Source organism: Photobacterium sanguinicancri (assembly GCF_024346675.1).
Taxonomy (GTDB): Bacteria; Pseudomonadota; Gammaproteobacteria; order Enterobacterales; family Vibrionaceae; genus Photobacterium; species Photobacterium sanguinicancri.
In genome coordinates, this window is record NZ_AP024850.1 from 1,049,716 (window position 1) to 1,072,233 (window position 22,518).

The following is a 22,518-nucleotide window of genomic DNA, read 5'->3' on the forward strand; positions in this document are numbered from 1 at the left end:
TGTCCTTTAACTGGATGTTTGTACGTTAAGTATTGAATTTTATCGTACTAAGGGATGCCGTCAATATCATTTAACTATAGGTGATAATACCGTCAAAAGTATTACCTACCAATGTCGTGTGAATTCTAAACAATCTTGGTCACATGAGCGGTAATTGACACCAGAAAAGAAGAGTGTCTAATCGACGGTTGGATATATTTAATACTATGATGATTCTAAATTGCGTAAAAAATGTTAATGATTTTAATTAGATAGCGTCAAATAAAGTGCGTTAGGTAGTAACTTGGCGCTCGAACGAATATGAAGGCTTATTTTTCCTTGCCTTAATAAGTCATAAAAGGTGTAATTGCTATAAATCTGTAACCCCTAACATGAGCAATGACAAGACATGCTAAAGATCTATAACTCACTCTCACGACAAAAAGAAGAATTTACACCAATTCAGCCTGGCAAAGTAGGCATGTACGTTTGTGGGGTGACCATTTACGATTTGTGTCACATTGGTCATGGCCGTACGTTTGTTTCTTTTGATGTTGTATCTCGTTACTTACGCTACTCTGGTTACGATCTAACATTTGTTCGTAATATCACTGATATTGATGATAAAATCATCAAGCGTGCAGCAGAAAACGGTGAAAGCTGTGATTCACTGACTGAGCGCTTAATCGGTGAAATGTACGCTGACTTTGACGCACTTGGTATGAAACGCCCAGACGTTGAGCCACGTGCGACACAATTTATTGCTGAAATCATCACGCTGTGTGAACGTTTGATCGAACGTGGCTTTGCTTACGTTGCAGACAATGGCGATGTTATGTTTGAAGTTAGCAAGTACGATGCTTATGGTCAGCTATCTAAGCAAGACCTTGACCAACTCCAGGCTGGTGCGCGTGTTGATATTGAATCAGCAAAACGTAGCCCACTTGATTTCGTATTATGGAAAATGTCTAAGCCAGGTGAACCTACGTGGGAATCACCATGGGGTGAAGGTCGTCCGGGTTGGCACATCGAATGTTCAGCAATGAACTCGGCAATTCTTGGCGATCACTTTGATATTCACGGTGGCGGTTCAGATCTACAATTCCCACACCACGAAAACGAAATTGCACAATCATGCTGTGCGACAGGCTCTAAGTATGTAAATACTTGGATGCATAGCGGTATGGTGATGATCGATCGCGAAAAAATGTCAAAATCGCTAAATAACTTCTTCACTATCCGTGATGTATTAGCGCACTACGATCGTGAAACTGTTCGTTACTTCCTAATGTCTGGTCACTACCGTAGCCAATTGAACTATAGCGAAGATAATCTAAAGCAGGCACGTTCTGCTCTTGAGCGTCTATATACGTCATTGCGTGGTTTAGACACTGATGCTGTTGCCGCTGGTGGCGAAGAGTTCGTTGCTCGCTTTAAAGCCGCGATGGATGACGATTTCAATACACCAGAAGCGTACTCAGTACTGTTTGACATGGCGCGTGAAGTAAACCGTCTTAAAGCCGACGATTTAGCGGCGGCCTCTGTACTTGGTGCTCGTATGTGTGAACTGGCTGATGTACTTGGTTTGCTTTCTCAAGATCCTGAAGCTTTCCTTCAAGGTGGCGCGGCAGGTCAAGACGATGTCGCTGAAATTGAAGCACTGATTCAGCAGCGTTTAGATGCGCGTGCTGCAAAAGATTGGACTGCAGCTGATGAAGCGCGTGACAAGTTGCTCGCAATGAACATCATTCTAGAAGACGGCGCGCAAGGTACAACGTGGCGTCGTAAATAAGCAGTTAAATATACTGAGAAAGTTTGACTGAACCGCTCTTCATGAGCGGTTTTTTTTCGCCTTTTTTTTGTAGCTACTTTTTGAGGCTTAGCATGCTTGTCTAGGTGTTGGGCGTAACTAGGCTGTTGAATTAAGTCATAAAGTTTGATCTTGTGTCATTAATCGAAACTATTATGAGCAATATCGAGCGAATTTGGTCACACAAACAAAATATTCACCAAATTTAATATCGGTTACACATTATTATGTTGTTGTTTGTTTCTAACGAACATTTAAATCCAATAACAAAAGGTTAAGGACAATAATAATGAAAAAGATGTGTCTTGTTGCAGCCGTGAGTTGTGCTCTTATTTCCCCTTTTACAGTGGCGCAAACTGATTCCGATAAAATTGTTGTGGCTCACCGTGGTGCTTCAGGTTATTTACCTGAACATACTCTGCCTGCCAAAGCGATGGCGTATGCGATGAAACCTGACTTCATCGAGCAAGATGTTGTAATGACCAAAGATGATCAGTTGGTAGTTTTACATGATCACTATTTGGATCGAGTTACGAATGTAGCCCAAGTTTTCCCTAAGCGTGCACGAGATGATGGTCGCTACTATGCGATTGATTTTACGTTGGCTGAAATCAAGCAATTAAGTGTAACTGAAGGCTTTAATGTAAAAGACGGTAAGCAAGTTCAAGGCTTCCCTGAGCGTTACCCTATGTGGAAATCGGACTTTAAAGTACCGACTTTCCAACAAGAAATTGAAATGATCCAAGGGCTAAACATGACACTGGGTTACGATATTGGCCTGTACCCTGAAATTAAAGCCCCTTGGTTCCACCGCCATGAAGGTAAAGACATCAGTAAAGCTGTGCTCAAAGTATTAAAAGAGTACGGCTATACCGACAAAGACAGCAACGTATATCTACAGACGTTTGATTTCAATGAGCTAAAACGTATTCATGATGATCTGATGCCAGCGATGAACATGGATCTAAAATTGGTTCAGTTAATGGCTTATACCGATTGGAATGAAACTATGGTCTATGACGCCAAAGGTAAAGCACAGCCGTACGATTATGACTGGATGTTTGAAAAGGGCGGAATGAAAACGCTTGGTAAGTATGCTGACGGCATTGGTCCATGGAAACCTATGGTTGTTTCAGACGCATCAACTAAGGGTAATATTAAGCTGACAGGCTTAGTGAAAGCGGCGCACGCAGAAAGCATGGCTGTTCACCCATACACTTTCCGTAAAGATGAAGGTCGTATACCGGCTTACGCGGAAAACTTTGAAGATATGCTTGATATTTTCTACAACACAGCCAACGTCGATGGGGTGTTTACTGACTTTCCTGATATCGCTGTAGAGTTTATTTCGAAGCATGAATAAAAGCACAATTGAGACAAGCAACGATTAAGCTATTGGCTAGGTTTATCGTTTTTTGATTCATAAAAGGGAAATACGCATTGCTGATGTTAAGCAATCTGCGTATTCCCTTTTTTTATTGTTACTGTTTCATCGAGTAATACTGATACAACAGCTACACGTTTTCGGGCAGGTGAGTACCACACTCTTTACAATAATGAGCATCGGTTTCATGGCCGCTGGTGGCACAGTTAGGGCAGCGAATAAGCTCTCGACTAACACGCATTTCTTGGTTTAACTCAGCTGTAATAATACCGGTTGGTACAGCCAAAATTGAGTAGCCCAATAACATCGTCAGAGAGGCGACAAATTTCCCTAATACAGTATGAGGTACTAAGTCGCCGTAACCCACCGTTGTGATTGTGACAATCGCCCAGTAAATGCTTTGCGGAATACTGGTGAAGCCATTATCTGGCCCTTCGATAACGAACATCAAGGAGCCAAACACTGTGACTAAAATAGACACAGAGCTGAAGAACACAAATATTTTCCGCTGAGCATGCTTGAGCGAGCGCAGTAATATATTGGAATCACGTAGGTATCTAACTAACTTAAGTACTCTAAATATCCGCAATACACGTATTAAACGAATAATCAGCAGGTAGTTTGCTCCCGGCACAAAGAAAGCAATATAAGCGGGAATGATAGCGATTAAGTCAACAAGGCCATAAAAGCTGCGTGCGTAGGCAAGAGGCTTTGGAGAGCAGTATAAGCGTAGTATGTACTCAATCGTAAAGAGTAATGTAAAGCCAAACTCAATGTAGAGTAGTGCAGTACTAAAGCGGGCTTCAAAACTGGCAACTGATGACAAAATCAGAACGATTTCAGAGCTGATGATGGCGATGATTAACGCGATATCAAAGCGCTGACCGCCTTTGCTTTGCGTCCCGAAAATAATGTCGTAGAGCTTCGTTCTTAATGGTGATGTAGACATAACGCACTTCTAATTATGTGGCCAATGATTTCTTTAAATGGGTATTTCTGACTATTGAGAGTAGTTTAAAACTGGATTGGTATTAGCCAGCTCCATCATTATATTGCAGGTATGAAATATAATGATTTGGCTTAATGTTGGCAAAGGCTTAATCAAAGGATGATCGATAAATTGCGTTGGGTCGATAGCACAAAAAAAGGAAACCATTCTGCATGATCTCCTTTTGGTGAAGATGAGTTTTCGAGATGTGGTTAGCCACTTAACCCAGGGAAAAGGGAGCGTAAGCCTGTTGCAATAAACTCAACACCAAGCGCTCCAAGGATTAACCCCATTATACGAGTAATAACGTTGATGCCGGTTTGGCCTAAGAAACGCACTATGATCGGAGCGCTTCTGAAAAGTAGCCAACAACTAAATGCAAACACAGCAATGGTAACCGCGATACCAATCGTACTGGTGAAACCTGGGTAGCGAGCTCCATAAACGATGGTCGAACTTATTGCACCAGGCCCCGCCATTAGTGGCATAGCTAGAGGAACAACGCCAATTTGTTCACGGCTGACAGATTCTGACTTCTCTTGTTTATTTTGCTTATCCTCACCAAGCTTACCGCTCATCATTGAAAATGCGATGCTCATCAATAACAAGCCACCCGCAACGCGGAAGGAATCGAGTGAGATACTGAACATATCCAGTAAGAATTGCCCTGCTAACAACGACACTGTCAAAATCACCGTGACAGCGATGTTGGCAGTATAAGCTGTTTTATTGCGCTCTTCTGGACCCATATGAGCGGTTAAAGATACGAACACAGGCATGATACCAATAGGGTTTACAGCCGCGATCAGACCGACAAAGAATTGGAGGTAAATAGCAAATTCAATGGGTTGCATAGGTTAATCATCATTCGAGAGTAAGAACTACTGGAGCGGTTTCACCATGAAGGTGAGGTGGCGAATCCAACGTGATCAATCTGCCTAAAAAATGCAAGTTCATGCATATGTTAAATGGCATGAAATAGAACAAAGCAGCGAATTGTCGATATTTTAAGCCAAACTATTGTTAATCACCAATAAAATAAAAGTAATTTTGAGCAATAACAGGAATTAATTACGTATGCCTGTTATGCCATTGTTAATCGAGTTTTGACGCATTACTCTTTAGTGGTGAATTACGTGCTAGTCACTTATGAAACAAAGTTTGAGCGAAGTGGCGTTTTTTTTGTGATTGCAATCACAAATGACGTTGATATGTGTAAAATTTGTAGGAATATTACGTAATATTTCATTCTGTAGAGAGTGAAGCTTTTTATGAATAGGTTGTAAAAGATAGCGACTTGGTCGCAAAAACTACGATTAACCTATTGTTTTTACATGACGTAAATCTGATTTTGACAATTCATACCTCAAATGGGTTACAAGTGATCTAAATCAAATTATTTCGGAGTGTGAAATAATATAATCAGTTTTGAAAGCAATTTACTAAGTATGGGTGTTGCTGTGATGTAACGTAATTTCGTTATTGCTGCAGCTCAATAGGATTTGAAACCTATCCTTACTAAAAAGTTTTCAATATTAAGTTAGGAGTTAACTATGCCTGTAACAAATATGGCTGAACTAGATGCAATGGTTGCACGTGTTAAAGCGGCTCAGAAAGAGTTTGCGACTTTCTCTCAAGAGAAAGTAGATGCAATCTTCCGTGCAGCTTCCCTAGCGGCAAATAATGCGCGTATCCCTCTAGCTCAACAGGCTGTTGCTGAATCTGGTATGGGTATTGTTGAAGATAAGGTTATTAAAAACCACTTCGCTTCAGAATTTATCTATAACAAATACAAAGACGAAAAAACATGTGGTGTTTTGGAAGAGAACAAAGAGTTCGGCACCATGACTATCGCAGAACCAGTTGGGATCATTTGTGGTATCGTACCAACAACCAACCCAACATCTACAGCAATCTTCAAATCTCTAATCTCTCTTAAAACACGTAACGCGATCATCTTCTCGCCACACCCTCGTGCTAAAAACTCAACAAATGATGCTGCTAAGCTAGTACTTGACGCTGCAATCGCTGCTGGTGCACCAAAAGATATCATCGGTTGGATTGATCAGCCTTCAGTTGAGCTTTCAAATGCACTAATGAAGCATGATGACATCAACCTTATCCTTGCGACTGGTGGTCCAGGTATGGTTAAAGCAGCTTACTCTTCAGGTAAACCAGCTATCGGTGTGGGTGCCGGTAACGTTCCTGTTGTTATTGATGAAACTGCAGACGTTAAGCGTGCGGTAGCATCTGTACTTATGTCTAAAACATTCGATAACGGTGTAGTGTGTGCTTCTGAGCAGGCAGTTATCGTTATGGATGAAGTATATGACGAAGTGAAAGAGCGTTTTGCTTCTCACAACGGCTACGTACTGACTAAATCTGAAGCTGAGAAAGTGCGTAAAGTACTGCTTATTAATGGCAACCTAAACGCAGACATCGTTGGTCAGCCAGCAACTAAGATTGCTGAAATGGCAGGCGTTAAGGTACCAGCAGATACTAAAATTCTTATCGGTGAAGGCGAAGAAGTATGTGTTGAAGATGAATTCGCACATGAAAAACTGTCTCCAACACTGGGTATGTTCCGCGCGTCTTCTTTTGAAAACGCTGTAGAGCAAGCGGTTAAAATGGTTGAGCTTGGCGGTATCGGTCACACATCTGGCCTATACACGAACCAAGACGTTAACGCTGACCGTATTCGTTACTTCGGTGACAAACTAAAAACTGCACGTATTCTTGTAAATATCCCGACGACTCACGGTGGTATCGGTGACCTTTACAACTTCAACGTAGCGCCTTCTCTAACTCTTGGTTGTGGTTCATGGGGTGGTAACTCTATCTCTGAGAACGTAGGTCCTAAGCACCTTATCAACAAGAAGACAGTAGCGAAGCGAGCTGAAAATATGTTGTGGCACAAACTACCTAAATCAATCTACTTCCGCCGTGGTAGCCTTCCAATCGCTTTAGGCGACCTTGAAGATAAAAAACGTGCATTCTTAGTAACTGACCGTTTCCTATTTAATAACGGTTACGCAGATGAAATCGTAGCACTACTTAAAGCACAAGGTATCGAAGTTCAAACTTTCTTCGATGTAGAAGCGGATCCAACGCTATCTATTGTTGAAAAAGGCGCTGAAGCAATGAAGAGCTTCCAGCCTGACGTTATCCTTGCTCTTGGTGGTGGTTCACCAATGGATGCTGCGAAAATCATGTGGGTTATGTACGAGCACCCAGAAACAGAGTTTGCTGACTTGGCAATGCGCTTTATGGATATCCGTAAGCGTATCTACAAGTTCCCTAAAATGGGTAAGAAAGCTGAGCTTGTATGTATCACAACTACATCAGGTACTGGTTCTGAAGTTACACCTTTCGCGGTTGTTACTGACGACAAAACTGGCGCTAAATACCCACTAGCTGATTACGAACTAACGCCTCAAATGGCTATCGTTGATGCGAACTTAGTAATGAACATGCCTAAGTCGCTAACAGCATTCGGTGGTTACGATGCCGTCACTCACGCACTAGAAGCATACGTATCTGTTCTTGCGAACGAATACTCAGATGGTCAAGCACTTCAAGCACTTAAGATGCTAAAAGAGTACCTACCATCAAGCTATGCAAACGGTGCTAATGACCCAATCGCTCGTGAGAAAGTACACAATGCGGCGACTATCGCGGGTATCGCATTTGCTAACGCATTCCTGGGTGTGTGTCACTCAATGGCGCACAAGATTGGTAATGCATTCCACTTACCACACGGTCTTGCTAACGCATTACTTATCTCTGACGTAGTACGTTTTAACGCTAACGATAACCCAACTAAGCAAACTGCATTTTCTCAGTACGACCGCCCACAAGCTCGTCGTCGTTACGCAGAAGTTTCTGACCACCTAGGCCTATCTCACGAAGGTGACCGTACAGCTCAGAAAATTGAGCGTCTACTTGCATGGCTAGAAGAGCTGAAAGGCGATTTGGATATTCCACTATCTATCCAAGCTGCAGGTGTTCCAGAAGCTGACTTCTTTGCACAAATTGATACGCTATCTGTGGATGCGTTCGATGACCAATGTACAGGTGCGAACCCTCGCTACCCACTAATCAGCGAGCTGAAAGATGTATTAACAGCATCTTACTACGGTAAAGCATACGTTGAAGGTGAGACGTTTGAAGGTACAACTGTAATCAAGAAGTCTGAAAAGAACGCGCCAGTTACTGAAAAGCTAGCTAAAGCGCCAAAAGCAAAAAAAGAAAAAGCTGACGCTTAATCTTTATTGCTAGCACACTCTAATGTTTAAACCCGCCATTTGGCGGGTTTTTTTATGTCTGAAGTTTATTCATCAATTCTTTTATTGATAATAGCTAAGCCACAACCTAAACCTCTGCCTCTAACATCCTGCCATTGAAGTAGTCATTGGTGACAATGTACTCAGCACTTCGAACAATTTCATACTGTAAATGCTGGTTGATCGCATTATTTGTGGTGCAATCACTACAGTCACAGCCTAATGTGATCGGCGCAACGCCACCCACTCTGATATTAAAGTCTGATAGTTCTTTCGCCCAACTCTGGGTTAATCCAGAGACGATGGCTTTTGTACTATCAAAGTTTTGGTGTTGTTCGTTGTCTTGCGGCTGAGTGATAAGGTTGACTATCACGCCTTGTCGATTGGTGCTACGCATGTAATGTGCCGCTTGCTTACCAAAGGCAAAAAAAGTGGTGGTGAGTTCAAGCATTGAATGGCTAAATCTATCGACCGACGAAGGAGAAAATAAAGCAGGCAATTCAGCCCCTAGCGTGTAGTTGATGAGTACGTCAATCGAGCCGAGTTGTTGATCAACAGAGTCAAATACATATTTGATGCCCCCTTCATCCTGTTTGGCAAGATGATATGCTTCGCATTGAGCTCCAACGGCTTTACAAGCTCGATACGTTTGGTCAAGTTGTGCTTTGTCGATATCGAGAAGTGCGAGTTTGGCGCCAAGTGACGCAAAATGCAGTGAGATGGCTTTGCCTATTGGGCTACCTGCGGCAGTGATGAGAATGACAGATTGCACAATTTCCATGGCGACCATCCGTATTTATTTAGATTGGTATGATTTAGTAAACTTCTTTTTATACCGTTTTAGTCGTTGAAGTGATCACTGCGCGAAGCGAACTGAATGTCGCGCCGGAAGTGAACGTTGTCTTGGCTAAACACTGGTTATTGACCGCCTGAATTGAAAGCTGAATTTACTGCACCTTTTACGGCACTTTGATTCAAGAGGGTCATGCTCAAATGTTAGTAAATTGTATCGGCGTTAAACGAGGCTAACTACAAAGGTATGATTAGGGTCACTAAAGATGATGTCATTCAGGATGGATGTTTGAGGGGGGTCACGCTGCGTGGTGCATCTCGGCAAATCGCTTGGCGTGTATCAGCGATAAATAGAGATCTTGGGGTGACACTTTCAGCTTGGCTTCTTCCGCTGGCGGTAGGCGGCGTCGCTCATGGCCAGACAAGTTATGATATAACTCTTCTGGCATGCCTTTGGTTCCTTGCGGTGGGAATGTTAAGGCCGCGGGCTGTAACTCATGCAAGAATTGTGAGCTGCGTAAACCACCACGGTGAAAAGCATCGGCTTGTGAAGCTGCGCGCTCATAGCAGTGCTCAGTACTCGTTAGTGGTTGTGGGCGTGCTAGCTCAAAATATTCACGCAGTTCTTCTTCTGTTTTCCCTTCCGCAGGTGGGATCTCGGTTGGGGTTTTCTCCAGATAGTCCGGTGATAGCATCGCAAGCATTAACGCAAAGTCAGATCGGCGACCCGTTTCAACCGCATGGTTGAGTTGGCTGCCTAGCTGTACTTCGTTTATCAGCTGTGCTTTGTCTAACGTATGGATTTGCATCTGAATAAAAGAGGCTCTGTTGTGTGATACCTCTTTTATCGGGTGATGGGTTGAATTCTTTAGCGTTTTTTAGAAAAAGCTTATTCTTTTCTTTTTTCTATACTAATCCGCCGAACTTTCAAGCTGCGCGATTGCTGTTTCCATTCGTGTTATGGCTTCTGCAAGTATTGTACGGCTGCATGCAAAGTTAAGCCGTATGAATTGCTTGTTGCCAAAATCTGCACCGGGCGACATACCGACGCCTGCTCGTTCAAAAAAAGTATGTGGGTTTTGAACGGGTAGGGCAGATGCATCAATCCATGCGAGGTACGTCGCTTCGATTGGGTGCAGTTTGAGATACGGCATCGCATTGATTGCCGCAGTAAGTAAATCTCGGTTTTCTCGGAGGTATTCTGTTTGATGCGCCAACCAAGTTTCACCATGTTCATAAGCTGCTTGTGCGGCAGTGTAAGCAAGGGCGTTTACATCTGGGACTATGCCTAATTTGGTCTTAATAAATCGACGGCGCAATTCCAGATTGGGAATGATGGCCATAGATGCACCAAGGCCCGCGATATTAAAGGTTTTACTTGGTGCAATTAGGGTAACTGAACGCTGAGCGGCTTGTTCATTTAAGCTGGCAAAGGGAATATGAACTGCGCTGTCATCTAAAATCAAATCACTGTGGATCTCATCTGCGCATACCAAAAGGTCATGCTGTTCTGCAAATGCGAGAGTTTGCTCTAATTCTTGCTGACGATACACAGTACCGCCAGGGTTGAGCGGATTACAAAGCAGCATCAACTTTGTGTTTACCGCTAGTTCGGTGCGTTGTAAATCAGGTAGCCAACGCTGGTTTTGAAGTGTCACGGGGATGGTCGATAGTGTACGTTTCGCGAGTTTGATTGATGACATAAAAGGGGGATAAATCGGTTTTGGCGTGACGACACCTTGGTCATCATCAGTGAATGCACGGACGCATAAGTTAATTCCACAAACTAATCCCGGTAAGTACACAACCCATTCTGGCTCAATTTGCCAATTAAAGCGGGTTGCCATGCGCTCTACAATAAGTTGGGTGAGTCGCTCGGGTGCATGGCTATAACCAAAAATACCATGTTCAACCCGCTGATGAAGTGCATCTGTAATTTCAGTTGGCACTTTAAAGTCGCTATCGGCAATCCACATTGGCAATATGTCTTGGTTGGTATACTTACTCCATTTAATGCTGCCTGATTGACGACGATCTATTATGGCGTCGAAAAGAGAGTTGTGTGGATGTACAGACATAATCAGGCGCTTCTGAAAAAGGGAGAGTAATTGCAGTATAAGGAAATTGACACATAAAAAAACAGCCCTGATTGTCATCAGAGCTGTTTAGGTCACATTGCGAATAAGTGACTTATTTACTGGTTGTTTTCACCCCAAACTGATCGGCGGCGTAAGCGACACGTTCGGCTGGCGTTGGGATCTCATTCGGTGTTCCCATGTGTTCAATATGCTGTAAGCGAGGTAATAAACCACAGCCATTAGCAATTTGAATCGCTAAACCTGGACGAGCATTAAGCTCTAGCACCATAGGGCCTTTGGTTTTATCTAATACCATATCGGTACCCATATAACCAAGTCCTGCCATTTCCCAAGCACTTGCAGCTAATGTCAGCAAGCGATCCCATTCAGGAACCGCAAGTTCACTGAGTAAACGGCCAGTATCTGGGTGGCGTTCGATTGGATGGTTGAACTGGACGGCACGAATAGCTTTGCCTGTGGCAATATCAATCCCGACCCCAACAGCACCTTGGTGTAAGTTCGCTTTACCATCTGATGCCGCTGTTGAACAGCGCATCATCGCCATAACTGGATAGCCTTTAAAAACGATAACCCGTACATCGGGCACGCCTTCGTAACTAAAGCCATCAAACACATCATCAAACTGAATCAGGTTCTCAACCATCGCAACATCATTTTTACCCCCTAGCGAGAACAATCCCGCTAAGGTGTTGGTGATATGGCGTTCGACATCTTGTTTTGATATCTCAGCACCTGATGGCTTGGTATAGACACCGTCTTTATGTTTAACAATAACGAGGATACCTTTCCCACCCGAGCCCTGTGCGGGCTTAATAACAAAGCCCGGCCAGTCTTTTACCATGTCGTGCACACGACGCACATAGACTTGGCTATCGATAATGCCGATCAGCTCGGGAACGGTAGCGCCCGCTTGTTGAGCGATTTTTTTTGTTTTTAGCTTGTCATCCACAAGTGGGTACAAGCTACGGTCATTATAGCGACCAATGTAACTATGATTACGCTTATTCATGCCCATGATGCCACGGTCACGAAGCCTAAACGGTGAGGTAAACTGTGACAGTAAAGACATAGCTTAATCCTCCGTTAGGGGCTTAAAGCGGCGTAGTTCACTTAAACGGTAGCCAGTGTAGTTACCAAGCATCAGTATGACCGCTAAGATGATGAGCTGCACACCGATAAAGTTGAACGTTAAGTGACGAACCACTTCATTGGTCATCGCAAGATAAACCAAAACTGCCGTTAGTAGCGAGCCACCACCTTGAATGAAGACCTCTTTAGCCCCTTCTTCTTCCCATAGGATCGACATACGTTCGATAGTCCATGACAAGATAATCATAGGGAAGAAGGTAATGGTTAAACCTTCGACTAAGCCAATCTTAAAGGCGACAACCGTAAAGACGGAGATAATCATTATTACAGTGATGATGACCGCGGATATTCGGGCAACGAGCAGTAGATTGAGCTTCGAGAGGTAACTTCGAATGATCAAACCCGTGCCGACAATTAACAAGAACCCGACAATACCGGTCACCAGCTGAGTTTGCACAAAGGCAACAGCGATCAGTACAGGCATGAAAGTACCTGAGGTTTTCAAGCCAATAATAACGCGGAGGAATACTACGATAAGCGCACCAATCGGCACCAGCATAATGGTTTTGAACATGGCTTGTTCTTCAACCGGTAGACTGTGAATCGAGAAGTTCAGCAGATCTTCCGCTTTTACTTTTTCGCTGGTCGCGCGCTGCGGTGTGATGTCTTGTGCAATGATCGAAAAACTTACGTTCGAATTTCGACCGCCGACAACATCAAGCATGGAGTGACCTTTTTGGTTCCATACCAAGACATCTTCAGGTTTGCCTTCTTCACCTGTTTGCGGATCAAACAGTAACCATTGTTCACCGTTCCACACTTCAACTAGCGGGTTGATGCTTTGACGGCGGCGGCCATCTTCAAGCACTAATCCGCCCACCATACGAGCATGAACGCCTTCCAATGATAGCAAGCTAATAATGGCATCTTCACGGCTTAAGCTATTGAGCAGTAGCGATGAATTTTGGTTTTGCTTATCGTTGAATTGTTTAATGAGCTCACGCGTTAGCGTTAGATTATCAGAAGAGAGGGAGCGAGCTTGATCAAGCAGTGCTGTTGCAGCAGTTTGCTGTGGGTTATCTAAACTGACTGCCAGCGTTTCACCTTTAGGAGGTGATTGGTCAAACTGGGCTTGGTCATCAACCAACATTTGTGTTTTGTAATAGAGGATTTGCTTACCAATCGCTTCACGAATGGACCACTCAGCTCTACGGCCTTTATCGGTATCGATCAGCGCAACACCATAGCCTGGTGAAGAGGTACTTTCATCGATAAGTGTAAAGCCCTTTTGCGTTTCTGGCGCAGCCATTGATACTTTGACAGGGTCGCCAATCGCATCGAATTCTACACGCGCTTCAAGCTCCCAAAGGTCTCGTTTTTCTCCTGGTGTCCATGGAACACCATACACATCATGGCGATATTGGCTAAGGCCAACACCTGCAATGATGAGCAAAGTGACGAGAAAATAAAAAGGTATTCTTGATGTCATGACATCCTCATCATTATCGTAGAGTTAGTTGTTCTGGTTCGTCCTTGCCTTGAACATATTTTTTACCGACATCAACAAGAGCGATATCTTTAAAGAATTCACGCCCTAGTAATACTGGGTAGGTCATTTGTGTTCGGTCTGCAAGCGTAAATTGCGCTTTTTCATGTAAAGAGCCTAATTGAACCCATGCTTCGATGACTGGTCGACGAACCGCTTCTTGGCTCGTGGACTGGCGAATTTTCACCCAGCGTAGTATAGGCGCTTCGAAAATTTCAGGTTCTTCGATTACATCAGTTAGCTGGTGGTTCAAATTAAAGCGTACCCATTCTTTACCATTACGCTCAAAAACTTGAAGGTCAACTGCATTCAGTGACGATGTTGTTGCGCCAGTATCAATTCGCGCTTTGAAGTGCGACTTGACTGAATCTAACCATACCCATTCTTCTTCACCTAAAATTGCTTTACCGTGAGCAAGCTTAGGGTTTGGCGTTTCCACTATAACCGGTATTACTTTAGTTGGCTTTTCTGCAATTAGTTGGGGTTGAATAATGGTACGAACAGGTGCGTTATGCACACCCTCTGATAATGATAATAGCTCTTTTTCTAGATTTGCAATATGTTCATTTTGTTGATCTATTTGATCAGACATTGTTAAGAGCTGGCCATTAACGTTGGTTTCCATTGCATTAATAGCTTGTAGTGTTTTTTGATGCTGTTCAGGCTGGTTTAGCGCACATCCAGAAAGCAAGGCGAGAGCCAATAAGGGAAAACTACGGCGAAGCATCATATCTCCGGTAAATAATTGTTGTTTTTATATAAACGACGCTAGTTTAGCGCACAAAACAAAGGGCGAATAGCACCCCATGTCAGGGGGAAGTCATCTTTTTATGATTTTGTTATTAATGCGAAGGTAGATAAGTAACAAACCACAAAAAAATGACTCAACACAGTGTTAATCTGGGTTTCGAGCCACTAATACTGCACGGCGTGGTGCAGGGTAGCCTTCTACTGTTTTACTTGGATCGTTTTGGTCCAAGTACTCAGGTAATGAGTTATTGGTCATCCAGTCAGTCGAGCGCTGCTCGTCAGTGGTTGTGACATTTTCATCAACAATGCGTACATCAACAAAACCACATTTCTCCATCCACACTTTTAATGCTTTTGCGGATGGGAAAAAGTAGACATTGTGCATTTGGGCATAACGGTGAGTCGGTACTAGTACCGTGTTTTCATCGCCTTCGATAACTAAAGTTTCAAGGATAACCTCACCATCTTTACGAAGTTGATTTTTTAACTGCATGATGTGATCAAGCGGTGAGCGACGGTGATAAAGCACGCCCATGCTAAATACGGTGTCGAATGCTTTAAGTTCTGGCAGTTCTTCAATACCAAGTGGTAGCAAGAATGCGCGCTCATCGTTACCCATTAGGCGACGAATGGCTTCGAACTGCACTAAAAATAGGTTTGATGGGTCGATACCAACTGTTAGCTTGGCCCCTTCACCTAGCATGCGCCACATGTGGTAGCCATTGCCACAACCTACATCAAGTACGGTGCGGTTCTTCAAGGGTGAAATATGCGGTAAAACGCGATCCCATTTCCAATCTGAGCGCCATTCTGTATCAATGTCGATACCGTGGACATGGTATGGCCCTTTGCGCCATGGATGTAACAATCGCAGTAGGCTTTCTAGGCGTTTTTGTTCGCCATTAGCAATACCATCTTCGTACGCGATGCTAACGGCATTTTTGATGTCGATAGAATCGGGCTTATCGGTCGGGAATTTTTGTAAAGCACGGGTCCAGCGCCCCATATCACCATGCTGTGCACGCTCCCAGTCATCAAGTTGCTTAGGGAGTGTGTTAAGCCAAGGGCGTAGCGTCTCGTGTTGTGCGATCAGCTGGTAAAATTCTGAAAAACTAAACATGTAAAACTTAAACCTTATTTAATCGCAAACATAGAACCAAAATTGAAGCACTGGAACCAGACTTCAGAGCTGCTAAAACCAATGTTTGCAAGACGTTCGCGGTGAGTATCGATACTGTCTGGACGCATCACATTTTCAATAGCACTGCGTTTTTGGCTGATTTCCAATTCGCTGTACCCATTGGCACGTTTAAAATCGTGGTGAAGGTCTATCAATAACTCGTTCGCACTTTCGTCTTCAAAAATGTATTTCTCTGAAAGAATCAAAATACCGCCTGGACGAAGCCCTGCGTAGATCTTTTCAAGTAATTGTTGACGGTCATTTGGTGATAGAAACTGCAACGTGAAGTTCAGAACCACAACCGATGCATCAGTGATTTCAATTTCACGGATATCGGCTTCAATCACAGTGACAGGGGTGTCTGAACGGTACGCATCAAGATGTAAGCGGCAGCGCTCAACCATCGCAGAAGAATTATCTACGGCGATAATGGCACAACCTTCTTGTTGAATATGACGACGCATTGATAGGGTTGCAGCCCCTAGCGAACAACCAAGGTCGTAAATATTGGAATGTGGCTTTGCAAAACGTTCAGCGAGCATGCCAATCGCAGATATGATGTTGCTGTAACCTGGTACAGATCGTTGAATCATATCAGGAAAAACTTCAGCTACGCGTGCGTCAAACGTGAAGTCACCCATTTTTTCAATCGGTGCTGCGAATATATTGTCGTGGCCAGCCATTCTCACGAACCTCTTAACTTTAGGAAATGGTATGCATAATGCAGTTTGCCTGTGTAAAAACAGGCACGAGGCATGATCCATCATCCTCTAAAAAGGCGCGTATTGTAGAAAAAATGTGGCCGTTTGTCTTTAATGAAATGTATTTTGGTTATAAGGGCATTTAGGTGCGGTTAGGCCTTGTATAATTGCTGTTAATGAATGTTTGCACGACTAGGCATTTTTTCTACGCTAAGCCTTTATGGCATCGATGAAACTACAATAAATCAATTTGTGGGTTTGTTTCGGCTGCAGGCAATTGAACATCGGGTAAATTGGTTTGTTGTTGCGAACATTTTTGTTGAAGCAATGCGTAGAGGCGAGTCGCAAGCTCGGGGGCATGATTATTATCTGGCGTATGAATAAAGAGGTAAGGGGTTTTACCGTCTTTGATCCACTTGGGTAATCGACATAACCAATTAGCAAAGAAAGGGTCGTTGCTTAAATCTTCAGGGTGGCCAATAAAGCGCACCATAGGTGAGTCACTGGTGGCAATGGCATGCACGGGGACTTTGGGTTTTTTCTGGTGTGCATCAATCACAGCTTCTGTGATAGGTGGTGCAGAAAACACCGGGCGGCTGTCCATAATAATACGGTTCGCATTGTGCGTGATGAGCAATTGGTTGAGTGCTTTCTCTTCTTCGCCTTTAGCAAAAAAGGCCGCATGACGAACTTCGACACCAATAGGAAAATGCTTCGGTAGTCGCCTTAAGAAAGCATCTAAAGCGGGTAGCGAGTGTGGTCCAAATTGTGCGGGCAATTGAATTTTCCACAAACCTACTTTGTGTTCGAGCGGTGCCATGACGTTAAAAAAGTCAGCGATCAGTTGATCGCAGTGCTGCAGTTGTTGCTGATGAGTAATCGTGGACGGTAATTTAAAGGTAAAGCGAAAATCATCGGGTGTAGCATCGTGCCATTTTTTTGCTGTTGTGCTTGCGGGCGTTGCATAAAAGGTGGTGTTGCCTTCAACCGTAGAGAACACTTGCGCATAACGCGCTAACCGTTCGCTATTTTTACAGCCACTGCCATATAGAGAAGATTGCCATTGATTGTGTGACCACATGGCCAATCCTAGTCTGATGGGAAGGGGATGTATGGTTTTCGACGCTAACATAACGGATCCTTTTTTGCTTACTTTGTCGGCGAAATACACATCGCTTGGTAATCATACGAAGTTTTTCTACGTAAGTACGCATCAAAATATGTGAACCAAACTTGCTGAACACGCTTTGTTTGTGTTTTTTTACTTGATTTCGACCGTCCTCTTTTCCTACATTAAAACTTTTGCTTTATAATAACGCGTTATTTTTGTCTCTCGACCACACCTAATCATCAGTTTTGGATGAATTTTGAGCGATTTGCGGTCGGGATGAGTCAACCTGTGCAAGCGATATAAGCCGCTTGCTGTAATCGCTCACAGGATTTAAGTAAACAGATCGGGAATTTCTTATGCGCACCCAATATTGTGGTCACCTGAACAAGTCCCTAGCAGGGCAAACAGTAGAGTTATGCGGCTGGGTTAACCGTCGCCGTGATTTAGGCGGTCTAATTTTCGTTGATATGCGAGATCGTGAAGGTATTGTTCAGGTAGTCGTTGATCCGGATATGAAAGATGTATTCGAAGTCGCGAACCAGCTGCGCAACGAATTCTGTATTCGCTTCACAGGTGAAGTACGCGTTCGCCCTGAAAGCCAAGTGAATAAAGACATGGCAACAGGTGAAGTGGAAGTATTTGCAACGGGTCTTGAGATCATCAACCGTTCAGAAGCGCTACCTTTAGATTTCAACCAAACGAACTCTGAAGAGCAACGCTTAAAGTACCGTTACATTGATCTTCGTCGTCCAGAAATGAGCGATCGCATCAAGCTACGTGCAAAAGCATCAAGCTTTGTTCGTCGTTTCCTTGATGACAATCTATTCCTAGATATCGAGACACCAGTACTAACAAAAGCAACGCCTGAAGGCGCACGTGATTACCTAGTACCTAGCCGTGTTCATAAAGGTAGCTTCTACGCACTACCACAATCACCACAGCTATTTAAGCAGCTGCTAATGATGTCTGGTTTTGACCGTTACTACCAAATCGTTAAATGTTTCCGTGATGAAGATTTACGTGCTGACCGTCAACCTGAATTTACTCAAATCGATATCGAAACTTCTTTCCTTAGTGCATCACAAGTGCGCGAAGTGACTGAGCGTATGATCACTGAAATGTGGAAAGAGCTACTAAGCGTAGATCTTGGCGCATTCCCAATCATGAAGTTCGAAGAAGCGATGCATCGTTTTGGTTCTGATAAGCCAGATCTACGTAACCCACTAGAACTTGTTGATGTTGCTGACATCCTGAAAGATGTTGAGTTTAAAGTATTCTCTGGCCCTGCAAACGATGAAAAAGGCCGCGTAGCGGTTATTCGTGTACCAGGCGGTGCTTCTCTTTCCCGTAAGCAAATCGACGAATACACTAAGTTCGTAGGTATCTACGGTGCGAAAGGTTTAGCATGGATGAAAGTGAACGACCGTGCTGCGGGCCTTGAAGGTGTTCAATCTCCAGTTGCTAAGTTCTTAAACGAAGAAGTGGTTACTTCTATTCTTGAGCGTACTCAAGCAGAAACTGGCGATATCATCCTATTTGGTGCTGACAGTAAGCGTGTTGTGACTGAAGCTATGGGTGCTCTTCGTCTTAAACTGGGTGAAGACCTTGAACTGACTGATAAGTCAGCATGGAAACCACTATGGGTTATCGACTTCCCTATGTTTGAAGAAGATGACGAAGGTAACCTACATGCGATGCACCACCCGTTCACATCGCCACTAGGTATGACACCTACTGAACTTGCTGAAAACCCAGCAACTGCAAACTCGAATGCTTACGATATGGTTATCAATGGCTACGAAGTGGGCGGTGGTTCTGTACGTATTCACAACGCAGAAATGCAATCAGCGGTATTTAGCATTCTAGGTATTGAAGCTGAAGAGCAAAAAGCGAAGTTCGGTTTCCTACTTGAAGCATTGAAGTACGGTACACCACCACATGCGGGCCTAGCTTTCGGTCTTGACCGCCTAGTGATGCTGCTTTGTGGTACAGATAACATCCGTGATGTTATTGCGTTCCCGAAAACAACGGCAGCATCTTGCCTACTGACTGATGCACCAAGCCTAGCTAACCCAGCGTCGCTTGAAGAGCTATCAATTGCTGTAGCGATTGCTAAAAAAGAAGAGAAAAAAGACCAAGCTAACAACGCTTAATCTTTTTTGATGAGCTGATCAGATCGCCCAGATCTGATCAGCTTTTTTTTTGGAATAACGTTTTCAACGTTACCCAGAGGGAGCAAGTAGCGCTTACTCATTGGGACTAATTCGGAGTAGATCATGGCTGGACACAGTAAATTCGCCAATATCAAACACCGTAAAGCGGCACAGGATGCCAAGCGCGGTAAAATTTTTACTAAGTTAATTCGTGAAATTGTTGTTGCAACAAAAGAGGGGGGCGCTGAAGTCGAAAATAACCCTCGTCTTAGAGCAGCAGTTGATAAAGCACTTTCGAACAACATGACACGCGACACTATTAACCGCGCTGTAAGCCGTGGTGCTGGTGGCGAAGGTGATGATGGTGTTGAAACCGTTATTTATGAAGGTTATGGCCCTGCGGGTACTGCCGTTATGGTTGAGTGTATGACAGACAACCGTAACCGTACGGTTTCAGGTGTGCGCCATGCATTTAGTAAATCAGGCGGTAATCTTGGTACCGATGGTAGTGTTAGCTACTTGTTTGATAAGAAAGGTGTTATTTCTTATGCGCCGGGCTTAGATGAAGATGCGATCATGGAAGCGGCGCTAGAAGGCGGTGCTGATGATGTTGAAACCAATGACGATGGCTCTATCGATGTTTACACCACACCGGCTGAATTTGGTGCAGTAAAAGATGCACTTGACGGTGCAGGCTTTGAAGCGGTAAACGCAGAAGTGACACTCGTACCTTCAACGAAAGCCGAGCTTGATATTACTACAGCGCCAAAACTACTTCGCTTGATTGATGTATTAGAAGATCTTGATGATGTTCAAGAAGTTTACCATAACGGTGAAATTTCAGATGAGGTTGCAGAGCAGCTATAAGCTGTCTGTATAAAGGCGAACTATGTCCATCATTTTGGGTATCGACCCTGGTTCTCGTATTACAGGGTATGGTGTTATCCGGCAGCAAGGTCGACACCTTGAGTACCTTGGAAGTGGCTGTATTCGAACTTCTTGTGAGGATATTCCTGGTAGATTAAAGCAGATCTATGCAGGGGTGTCAGAGGTGATTACTCAGTTTCAGCCCGATGCCTTTGCGATTGAAGAGGTTTTCATGGGCAAGAATGCGAGCTCAGCCTTAAAGTTGGGCCAAGCGCGTGGAAGCGCAATTGTTGCCGCTGTTAATGCTGATCTCCCTGTTAGTGAGTACGCTGCCCGTTTAATTAAGCAAGCTGTTGTTGGAACTGGGGCTGCAGATAAATCTCAGGTGCAACACATGGTTTGTTCGGTATTAAAATTACCCGGTAAACCCCAAGCCGATGCTGCAGATGCATTGGCTGTTGCTATTTGCCATGCCCATACACATAAAACGCTAATCGCAATGGCTGGGCGTGCAACTGGCGCCCGCCGAGGACGTTATCGTTAAATGGCGTTGTTATAAAAGCAGCTTCGGCTGCTTTTTTGTGCATGCTGCAAGCCGATAAACATGTGCTTTGGCAAAGCTGTGTACTAGATTTAACAGTGATCACCTGTAAAGGATTACTGTGGGTATGAAAGTTTTATTGGTTATTCATGGGCTCAATGGTGTTGGCGGTACCGAGCGAGTCACAACTCATATTGCTAATTTATTGGCTGAAAATGGCAATCAAGTTTCGGTTTTAAGCCTGACATCCGTTGGGTCATCACCCGCATTTACACTCAATGACGACGTGACACTGCTACAGCCTAAGCGCACTTACTCTTCTCTACTCAAACACCTTCACCAAATATGGCAAGTTATTCAATTGCGTAAGCAGTTCGATGTTGTGATCGCCTCTGATACTCAGCTCTGTTTATATGTCTGGCCATTAACGTTGTTATCAAAAGCAAAAATTGTTGCATGGGAGCATTTTAACTCACAGGTGGTTACTCGGTTTGGCAGTCGTTGGTTTGGACGGAAAATCGCAGCAAAATTGTTTGATAAAATTGTGGTGCTGACCCAGCAAGATAAAGCCTCTTGGCTAGACAGGTATCAACCTCATTCCCCTGTGTCTGTTATTCCTAATCCTTGCGCTATGGCAGTGCTTCCTACAAGAGAAGAAACGCCAATTAAAAAAGTCGTGTCGGTTGGACGGTTTACTTCGCAAAAAGGTTTTGATTTTCTGGTGCGAGCTTGGTCACTCATTCCCACTGCAACGCGTGCCCAGTGGCAGTTGCAAATAGTTGGCCCCTCTGGGAGTGCGAGCAAGGAAATCGAACAGTTAATTGTCACGTTGCAGCTAGAAGACCAAGTGATTATTGGCGGGGCGAGCCATAATATGGAGCAAGTCTATGACAGTGCTTCTATTTACGTGATGAGTTCGCGCTATGAAGGTTTTGGCATGACATTGGTTGAAGCCATGGCAAGAGGTCTGGCTGTTGTGGCTTATAATTGTCCTATGGGGCCAAAAGAAATAATTAAGGATAAGTTCGGGATTATTGTGCCAGCTGAATCGGTCGAACGATTGGCTGACTCTCTGTCTGAGTTGATGGAAGATAACCAGCTACGCCTTTATTACCAACAGCAATCTTTAATCGGGGTAAAACGTTATGAGCCCGCTAAGATTGTTGAGCGCTGGCAACACGAAATTCGCACTTTTCCGTAATGGTGATATGAAGGGGAATCTTGAGGTATAGGTACCACAAATAG

Annotated in this window: 18 protein-coding genes; 7 read left to right on the forward strand and 11 right to left on the reverse strand. The window is 43.9% G+C overall.

Going from position 1 to position 22,518, the window contains the following annotated elements; genetic code table 11:
- Positions 1–388: 388 nt before the first annotated feature.
- Both cysS and glpQ read left to right on the forward strand, forming a co-directional pair.
- Complete coding sequence (gene cysS, locus OCU87_RS05195; protein ID WP_062689972.1) at positions 389–1,771, forward strand: cysteine--tRNA ligase; 1,383 nt, start codon at positions 389–391, stop codon at positions 1,769–1,771.
- Between the two features lie 307 nt (positions 1,772–2,078).
- Positions 2,079–3,152: a glycerophosphodiester phosphodiesterase gene (gene glpQ / locus OCU87_RS05200; RefSeq protein WP_261857945.1), complete on the forward strand. Its 1,074-nt coding sequence runs from the start codon at positions 2,079–2,081 to the stop codon at positions 3,150–3,152.
- A gap of 151 nt (positions 3,153–3,303) precedes the next feature.
- Here the strand turns inward: glpQ and OCU87_RS05205 are convergent, their stop codons facing one another.
- Together OCU87_RS05205 and OCU87_RS05210 are read right to left on the reverse strand one after the other, a co-directional pair.
- Entirely contained in the window at positions 3,304–4,122 is an 819-nt protein-coding gene (locus tag OCU87_RS05205) for an ion transporter (protein ID WP_062689976.1), read from the reverse strand.
- Between the two features lie 251 nt (positions 4,123–4,373).
- Positions 4,374–5,015 (reverse strand): YchE family NAAT transporter, encoded by a 642-nt coding sequence (locus OCU87_RS05210; protein WP_062689978.1) that lies wholly within the window; start codon positions 5,013–5,015, stop codon positions 4,374–4,376.
- Positions 5,016–5,714: 699 nt separating this feature from the next.
- Between OCU87_RS05210 and adhE the strand changes: the two genes are divergently transcribed.
- Positions 5,715–8,426 carry a bifunctional acetaldehyde-CoA/alcohol dehydrogenase gene (gene adhE, locus OCU87_RS05215; protein ID WP_261857946.1) on the forward strand — a complete coding sequence of 904 codons (2,712 nt, stop codon included), beginning with the start codon at positions 5,715–5,717 and terminating at the stop codon, positions 8,424–8,426.
- A 106-nt stretch (positions 8,427–8,532) separates the two neighbouring features.
- Here adhE and OCU87_RS05220 read toward each other — a convergent pair whose 3' ends face one another.
- The 9 genes from OCU87_RS05220 to OCU87_RS05260 all read right to left on the reverse strand — a co-directional run bounded on the left by OCU87_RS05220 (position 8,533) and on the right by OCU87_RS05260 (position 17,682).
- A complete protein-coding gene (locus OCU87_RS05220) occupies positions 8,533–9,225 on the reverse strand; it encodes an SDR family oxidoreductase (protein WP_261857947.1) in 693 nt (230 codons plus the stop codon).
- Positions 9,226–9,535: 310 nt separating this feature from the next.
- Positions 9,536–10,045: a VC2046/SO_2500 family protein gene (locus tag OCU87_RS05225; RefSeq protein ID WP_062689982.1), complete on the reverse strand. Its 510-nt coding sequence runs from the start codon at positions 10,043–10,045 to the stop codon at positions 9,536–9,538.
- Positions 10,046–10,147: 102 nt separating this feature from the next.
- Positions 10,148–11,314 carry a MalY/PatB family protein gene (locus OCU87_RS05230; RefSeq protein ID WP_261857948.1) on the reverse strand — a complete coding sequence of 389 codons (1,167 nt, stop codon included), beginning with the start codon at positions 11,312–11,314 and terminating at the stop codon, positions 10,148–10,150.
- A 112-nt stretch (positions 11,315–11,426) separates the two neighbouring features.
- Positions 11,427–12,404 carry an alpha-L-glutamate ligase-like protein gene (locus OCU87_RS05235; RefSeq protein ID WP_062689984.1) on the reverse strand — a complete coding sequence of 326 codons (978 nt, stop codon included), beginning with the start codon at positions 12,402–12,404 and terminating at the stop codon, positions 11,427–11,429.
- A gap of 3 nt (positions 12,405–12,407) precedes the next feature.
- Positions 12,408–13,913 (reverse strand): inactive transglutaminase family protein, encoded by a 1,506-nt coding sequence (locus OCU87_RS05240; RefSeq protein WP_261857949.1) that lies wholly within the window; start codon positions 13,911–13,913, stop codon positions 12,408–12,410.
- A 13-nt stretch (positions 13,914–13,926) separates the two neighbouring features.
- A complete protein-coding gene (locus tag OCU87_RS05245) occupies positions 13,927–14,697 on the reverse strand; it encodes an ATP-dependent zinc protease family protein (RefSeq protein WP_261858345.1) in 771 nt (256 codons plus the stop codon).
- Positions 14,698–14,865: 168 nt separating this feature from the next.
- The gene (gene cmoB, locus OCU87_RS05250) at positions 14,866–15,840 is read right to left on the reverse strand and encodes a tRNA 5-methoxyuridine(34)/uridine 5-oxyacetic acid(34) synthase CmoB (RefSeq protein WP_062689988.1); all 975 of its coding nucleotides are present in this window, start codon (positions 15,838–15,840) and stop codon (positions 14,866–14,868) included.
- 14 nt (positions 15,841–15,854) lie between these two features.
- Complete coding sequence (gene cmoA / locus OCU87_RS05255) at positions 15,855–16,583, reverse strand: carboxy-S-adenosyl-L-methionine synthase CmoA (RefSeq protein WP_062689990.1); 729 nt, start codon at positions 16,581–16,583, stop codon at positions 15,855–15,857.
- A 253-nt stretch (positions 16,584–16,836) separates the two neighbouring features.
- Positions 16,837–17,682, reverse strand: a complete 846-nt coding sequence (locus tag OCU87_RS05260; RefSeq protein WP_261857950.1) for a DUF72 domain-containing protein — start codon at positions 17,680–17,682, stop codon at positions 16,837–16,839.
- Positions 17,683–18,068: 386 nt separating this feature from the next.
- Here OCU87_RS05260 and aspS point away from each other — a divergent pair, with 386 nt between their 5' ends.
- The 4 genes from aspS to OCU87_RS05280 all read left to right on the forward strand — a co-directional run bounded on the left by aspS (position 18,069) and on the right by OCU87_RS05280 (position 22,474).
- On the forward strand, positions 18,069–19,865 hold the full coding sequence (gene aspS / locus OCU87_RS05265) for an aspartate--tRNA ligase (protein ID WP_261857951.1): 1,797 nt from the start codon (positions 18,069–18,071) through the stop codon (positions 19,863–19,865).
- 123 nt (positions 19,866–19,988) lie between these two features.
- Positions 19,989–20,732, forward strand: a complete 744-nt coding sequence (locus tag OCU87_RS05270) for a YebC/PmpR family DNA-binding transcriptional regulator (protein WP_261857952.1) — start codon at positions 19,989–19,991, stop codon at positions 20,730–20,732.
- A gap of 22 nt (positions 20,733–20,754) precedes the next feature.
- Positions 20,755–21,276, forward strand: coding sequence for a crossover junction endodeoxyribonuclease RuvC (gene ruvC / locus OCU87_RS05275; protein ID WP_062689998.1), 522 nt, complete (start codon positions 20,755–20,757; stop codon positions 21,274–21,276).
- A gap of 124 nt (positions 21,277–21,400) precedes the next feature.
- Entirely contained in the window at positions 21,401–22,474 is a 1,074-nt protein-coding gene (locus tag OCU87_RS05280) for a glycosyltransferase family 4 protein (RefSeq protein WP_261857953.1), read from the forward strand.
- Positions 22,475–22,518: the final 44 nt, after the last annotated feature.

What these genes read in the sequence shown, in the direction of transcription:
- cysS (WP_062689972.1), top strand. Translation starts at nt 389, where the DNA reads ATGCTAAAGATCTATAACTCACTCTCACGACAAAAAGAAGAATTTACA.
- glpQ (WP_261857945.1), top strand. Translation starts at nt 2,079, where the DNA reads ATGAAAAAGATGTGTCTTGTTGCAGCCGTGAGTTGTGCTCTTATTTCC.
- OCU87_RS05205 (WP_062689976.1), bottom strand. Translation starts at nt 4,122, where the DNA reads ATGTCTACATCACCATTAAGAACGAAGCTCTACGACATTATTTTCGGG.
- OCU87_RS05210 (WP_062689978.1), bottom strand. Translation starts at nt 5,015, where the DNA reads ATGCAACCCATTGAATTTGCTATTTACCTCCAATTCTTTGTCGGTCTG.
- adhE (WP_261857946.1), top strand. Translation starts at nt 5,715, where the DNA reads ATGCCTGTAACAAATATGGCTGAACTAGATGCAATGGTTGCACGTGTT.
- OCU87_RS05220 (WP_261857947.1), bottom strand. Translation starts at nt 9,225, where the DNA reads ATGGAAATTGTGCAATCTGTCATTCTCATCACTGCCGCAGGTAGCCCA.
- OCU87_RS05225 (WP_062689982.1), bottom strand. Translation starts at nt 10,045, where the DNA reads ATGCAAATCCATACGTTAGACAAAGCACAGCTGATAAACGAAGTACAG.
- OCU87_RS05230 (WP_261857948.1), bottom strand. Translation starts at nt 11,314, where the DNA reads ATGTCTGTACATCCACACAACTCTCTTTTCGACGCCATAATAGATCGT.
- OCU87_RS05235 (WP_062689984.1), bottom strand. Translation starts at nt 12,404, where the DNA reads ATGTCTTTACTGTCACAGTTTACCTCACCGTTTAGGCTTCGTGACCGT.
- OCU87_RS05240 (WP_261857949.1), bottom strand. Translation starts at nt 13,913, where the DNA reads ATGACATCAAGAATACCTTTTTATTTTCTCGTCACTTTGCTCATCATT.
- OCU87_RS05245 (WP_261858345.1), bottom strand. Translation starts at nt 14,697, where the DNA reads ATGCTTCGCCGTAGTTTTCCCTTATTGGCTCTCGCCTTGCTTTCTGGA.
- cmoB (WP_062689988.1), bottom strand. Translation starts at nt 15,840, where the DNA reads ATGTTTAGTTTTTCAGAATTTTACCAGCTGATCGCACAACACGAGACG.
- cmoA (WP_062689990.1), bottom strand. Translation starts at nt 16,583, where the DNA reads ATGGCTGGCCACGACAATATATTCGCAGCACCGATTGAAAAAATGGGT.
- OCU87_RS05260 (WP_261857950.1), bottom strand. Translation starts at nt 17,682, where the DNA reads ATGTGGTCACACAATCAATGGCAATCTTCTCTATATGGCAGTGGCTGT.
- aspS (WP_261857951.1), top strand. Translation starts at nt 18,069, where the DNA reads ATGCGCACCCAATATTGTGGTCACCTGAACAAGTCCCTAGCAGGGCAA.
- OCU87_RS05270 (WP_261857952.1), top strand. Translation starts at nt 19,989, where the DNA reads ATGGCTGGACACAGTAAATTCGCCAATATCAAACACCGTAAAGCGGCA.
- ruvC (WP_062689998.1), top strand. Translation starts at nt 20,755, where the DNA reads ATGTCCATCATTTTGGGTATCGACCCTGGTTCTCGTATTACAGGGTAT.
- OCU87_RS05280 (WP_261857953.1), top strand. Translation starts at nt 21,401, where the DNA reads ATGAAAGTTTTATTGGTTATTCATGGGCTCAATGGTGTTGGCGGTACC.